Source organism: Lysinibacillus sp. NPDC095746, assembly GCF_044763535.1.
GTDB lineage: Bacteria > Bacillota > Bacilli > Bacillales_A > Planococcaceae > Lysinibacillus.
On record NZ_JBIWGL010000062.1, the window covers coordinates 1 to 4,504 of the forward strand.

A 4,504-nucleotide genomic window follows, 5' to 3' on the forward strand; every position below is an offset into this window, starting at 1 on the left:
GGACGGTTATTTGTTATGCACTTTTTTAGTATAGCACGTGCCTATTAAACTTTTAACAGAAAATTATTGACAAACTATTAGCTGGTTTAGTTGAAGAGCAACAATCTTTACGAAAACAGCCTTGAAAAAAGATTAATCAAAATAGATGCACTTTAACATTTTTTAGTTTATTTATTATAAAAAAGTTTGATCATTTTCTACAGCGTTACTTCATAAACGCGCCCTATAATGGAATAACTGAGTAGTTTCTAATGGCTGGGTTCGTAATATAACAGCCTCATTTTAAACTGTACTTGATATAGTAGACACTATAATGTATAAGAAGGTCTTCAACGATCACCTCCGAACTGATAAACCACATCTCTTGTAGTAAGGAACTGCAAGTTTAGATTGATTTCGGTAAATTTTTCAATCTATTTTTCCAGTAACAACTTGCTGCATAACTTCTTCCATTTGACTCTTCTCTTTCGCTAGTTTATTAGTTCTTCAATTTTTCCATACGTAATTTTGTTTTTTGCTCTAGGATTTTTATTTATCAATAATCGATTCAAAGAGCCTATTCATAAGGATAAGAAGAAACCTATCATAAACGTATTGTGAAATTTATCTTAACTGATTTAATACATATTTTAATCTTTTAGCACCACGGGTGAGGGAAACAATGGCTTATAGTCGATAGGTGAGGAAAGAGAAATTAGTGTAGTGGAGTTACCATATTTCATACTTTCATTTTCAAATAGTTCAAGTTCTTTTGTAGATTCAACTACTACTTTTATTAAGTAATTATATTCCCCACTTATACGATGACACTCTACCACTTTTGGTGTATTTTCACAGTATTCAACAAAATTAAGACATTGTGTAGTTCGAAATAAAATAAAAGCTACTGTTGGCTTACCAATTTTATCATTTGATACAGCAGTCCTGTATTCGGAAATGATTCCTTGTTCCTCTAATCTTTTTACTCTTTCCGTTACTGCTGGTTGAGATAAACCTATAAGTTTACCAATAGAAGTCATTGACAACCGTGCATCTCCCTGTAAATGCATTAATATATCTTTATCTATGCTATCCAAAAAATCACCCTTTTAAAATAAAGTTAAATTAACAGAAACACCATAATATTAAAATCAATATCCTCTCTTTATATAATTTTATCATTTAAATATACAATTTAATATTATAATTTTAAATTTTATATAGTTTATTTCTTATCCTTTTATAAATCAAAAGAAAAAATTATAAAATTATTAGATTTTATAATCATTATTCTAATTATTCAAATGATTTATTATGTAAATTAGTTATTCATTTTATTAAAATTAAGTTGTTCTTTAAATTTGTATAGGATGTGATGAACAGATGTTAACAACAGATAAAGACATCATGAGATTGAGTAAAAGGGTTGATGAAGTAATAAACAAAGCGATTGAAAACAACAAAATCGTTGGTACGGTGACTTTAGTTAGCAAGGATGGTGACCTTATCTATAAGCGTGTTGCAGGTTACGCTGATCGGGAAGAAAAAACAAAAATGGAACAGGATTCGATATTTCGCCTTGCATCTGTTACAAAACCAATCGTTTCTGCAGCAGCTTTAGTATTGGTATCAAAAGAAATAATTGGTTTGGATGATCCAATTACTAAGTGGCTTCCGAAATTTCAGCCACGGTTAATAAACGGTGACAAACCTACTATTACAGTAAGGCATTTGCTTACCCACACTGCGGGGTTGACATATGGATTTTTAGAGCCTGAAGGAGGAGGAGAATATAAAAAGGCAGGGGTTTCAGATGGAATGAACCTTTCAGGATTTTCTCTAGAAGAAAATTTACAAAGACTTTCCTCTGCCCCGTTATTATATGAGCCTGGCACGAATTGGGGTTATTCCATAGCAGTAGACGTGTTGGGTGCAGTTATCAGTAAAGCTTATGGAGTTTCGTTGCAAACATTAATTAAAACTCTAATAACTGACCCATTAAAAATGGTGAATACATCATTTGATGTTAAAGATAAGCAAAGAATAGTTACCCAATATCTAAGTAGTTTTCCTATTCCTAAAAGAATGGGTGATAAGGAAGTTGCTCAAGTATTTGAAGGGACCGCAGGCATAGTGTTTGAACCCGCTCGAGCATTCGATACCAGTGCTTTCCCGTCAGGAGGTTCCGGAATGAATGGAACTGCAGAAGATTTTCTGTATTTCCTTGAAGAGTTAAGGTCAGGAGATTTTTTATTACCAAATGATATAAAAAATGAAATGACCAAGATTCAAACCGGAAATTTGCCATTAGCCAGCTGGCCTGGAAGAGGTTTTGGTTTAGGATTTACTATATTGAAAGATCCCAAAGAAGCTAATACTAAAGAGTCCATTGGAACATGGAGATTAGGCGGAGCTTATGGACACTCGTGGTTTGTTGACCCTATAGAGAAATTAACAGTAGTTTCTTTTACAAATACTGCATTTGAGGGTATGGCTGGTCAATTTACTGTGGACTTAACCGATGCTATTTATGAGTGATATTAAATAAGTTTACCGGAAGAAAAGATGTTTTAATCAATTGAAAGAATAGCCTGACTTCGAGATGTTCCTATAAATTATAGGCACCTTTCTTAATTAAGAGGTGCCTACTTATATATTTTCTTCTTTTTTATAGAAATTTACTTATGTAATTAAAGGATTGGATTATTAAATAAATAAAAGAGGTGTTCTTTCTATGTATAAAAATGGAAGTTTAACTGCACGGAGTGCTACAATTGCCTCTTCACCAGAACGCCTTCAGTGGAACGGTTTAATTGCTCTGGCGATGGCTGGATTTATCTGTATACTCACAGAAACTATTCCTGCTGGGTTATTAATAGAGATTGGTAATGGACTAGGAGTTACTGAATCCCTTGCTGGCCAACTTGTTACTTCATATGCTCTTGGTTCATTATTAGCTGCTATTCCTTTAACTACGGCAACTCAAGGATGGAGAAGAAAACCTTTGCTGCTTCTATGTATCTTGGGGTTTCTTTTATTTAATACTGTTACAGCTTTTTCTTTTAATTATACTTTGACGTTAATAGCTCGCTTCTTTGCTGGTGTAACTGCAGGTATTCTTTGGGGAATGACTGCCGGATATGCCCGTTTAATGGCACCTGAATCACTTAAAGGGAAGGCTATGGCGGTAGCGATGGTCGGAACCCCTCTTGCTCTTGCATTTGGTGTTCCTCTTGGCACATTTCTTGGTTTCTATTTGGGCTGGCGCACTGTCTTCGGAATTATTTCACTTTCATCTTTATTATTAGTTATTTGGGTTCTATGGAAACTCCCAGACTACCCTGGACAATCTACTGAAAAACGTATACCTCTATTGAAGGTCTTAGTCACGCCAGGAGTAAGAACAGTACTATTCGTTATATTAGCATGGGTACTTTCACATAACATTCTTTATACTTATATTGCGCCTTACCTTGACCATGTAGGGCTAACCCAAGGCATTGATATAATATTGCTTATATTTGGTATAGCAGCATTAGTAGGTATTTGGTTTACTGGAATATACATTGACCATAACCTACGTTTGTTGGTTTTAATCAGCCTTGCTGGATTCGGGTTGGCATCTTTGGCACTAGGTATTGGAATGAATCAATCCATTGTAATCTATCTTGCAATTACACTTTGGGGTCTTACATTTGGTGGAGCAGCAACACTACTGCAAACTGCGATTGCAAATGCCGGTGGAGATGGTGCAGATGTTGCTCAATCAATGCTTGTGACAACTTGGAACTTAGCTATTGGTAGTGGAAGTGTAGTTGGAGCATTCCTTTTGGAAACCCTTGGATTATTTTCTTTCCCATGGGTTATGTTCTGTATATTGCTAGTTGCATATATTGTTGTATGGAAAACTAAAACACCTGGTTTTACTGCAAAACAAAACTAGAACAAATAAGAATTGAACTCAAAAAACATGCTATCCAATATTGGATTGTGTGTTTTTACTTTTTGCATTGTTAATGGTCCGGCAAGCACTTATATCCTGCAATTACTGTTTAAGTAATAATAGCTTCTATAAATGTTCTCCCCTCTAATAAACGTAATTATAAAATTGAAATAGTATCAAACTTTATAGAAATATTATTATTCAACTATCCTGTCTGAGAGATAATCGTATCTAACTGAGGGAGCTTAAGTACATTTCTTCAAAATCTCACACCATCATTAATATAAATATCCAGTAGTATTTAAGGGTTTTATTCCATTAAATGGCCCGATTGTGGAATAAGAAAATTGCATTCCATACAGTTTTTTATCAAACTTTATTATAAATGATCGAACTTAATTATAAATTATCAATCTTTATTAAACGACCACAATAAAAAATACATCCATTATCTCAAGAAAGATTTAATGGATGTATTTTTATATACGACGATTTGTCAAATTAAGTGCAACAATTGCTCATTAAAAGCCTCGTTTGCAGTTTTCCAACCAAGACATTTTCTTGGTCGGCTGTTGATATAGT

At 33.8% G+C, this 4,504-nt stretch carries 3 protein-coding genes; 2 read left to right on the top strand and 1 reads right to left on the bottom strand.

All coding sequences use genetic code 11. The annotated features are described in order from the left end of the window. Positions 1-629: 629 nt before the first annotated feature. Positions 630-1,076 (bottom strand): Lrp/AsnC family transcriptional regulator, encoded by a 447-nt coding sequence (locus ACIQ7N_RS23495; protein WP_402936654.1) that lies wholly within the window; start codon positions 1,074-1,076, stop codon positions 630-632. Between the two features lie 286 nt (positions 1,077-1,362). On the opposite strand from ACIQ7N_RS23495, the gene ACIQ7N_RS23500 reads away from it, so the two are divergent. Both ACIQ7N_RS23500 and ACIQ7N_RS23505 read left to right on the top strand, forming a co-directional pair. Next, positions 1,363-2,517, top strand: coding sequence for a serine hydrolase domain-containing protein (locus ACIQ7N_RS23500; RefSeq protein WP_402936656.1), 1,155 nt, complete (start codon positions 1,363-1,365; stop codon positions 2,515-2,517). A 196-nt stretch (positions 2,518-2,713) separates the two neighbouring features. Continuing rightward, entirely contained in the window at positions 2,714-3,922 is a 1,209-nt protein-coding gene (locus ACIQ7N_RS23505; protein WP_402936658.1) for an MFS transporter, read from the top strand. The last annotated feature ends 582 nt before the right edge of the window (positions 3,923-4,504 follow it).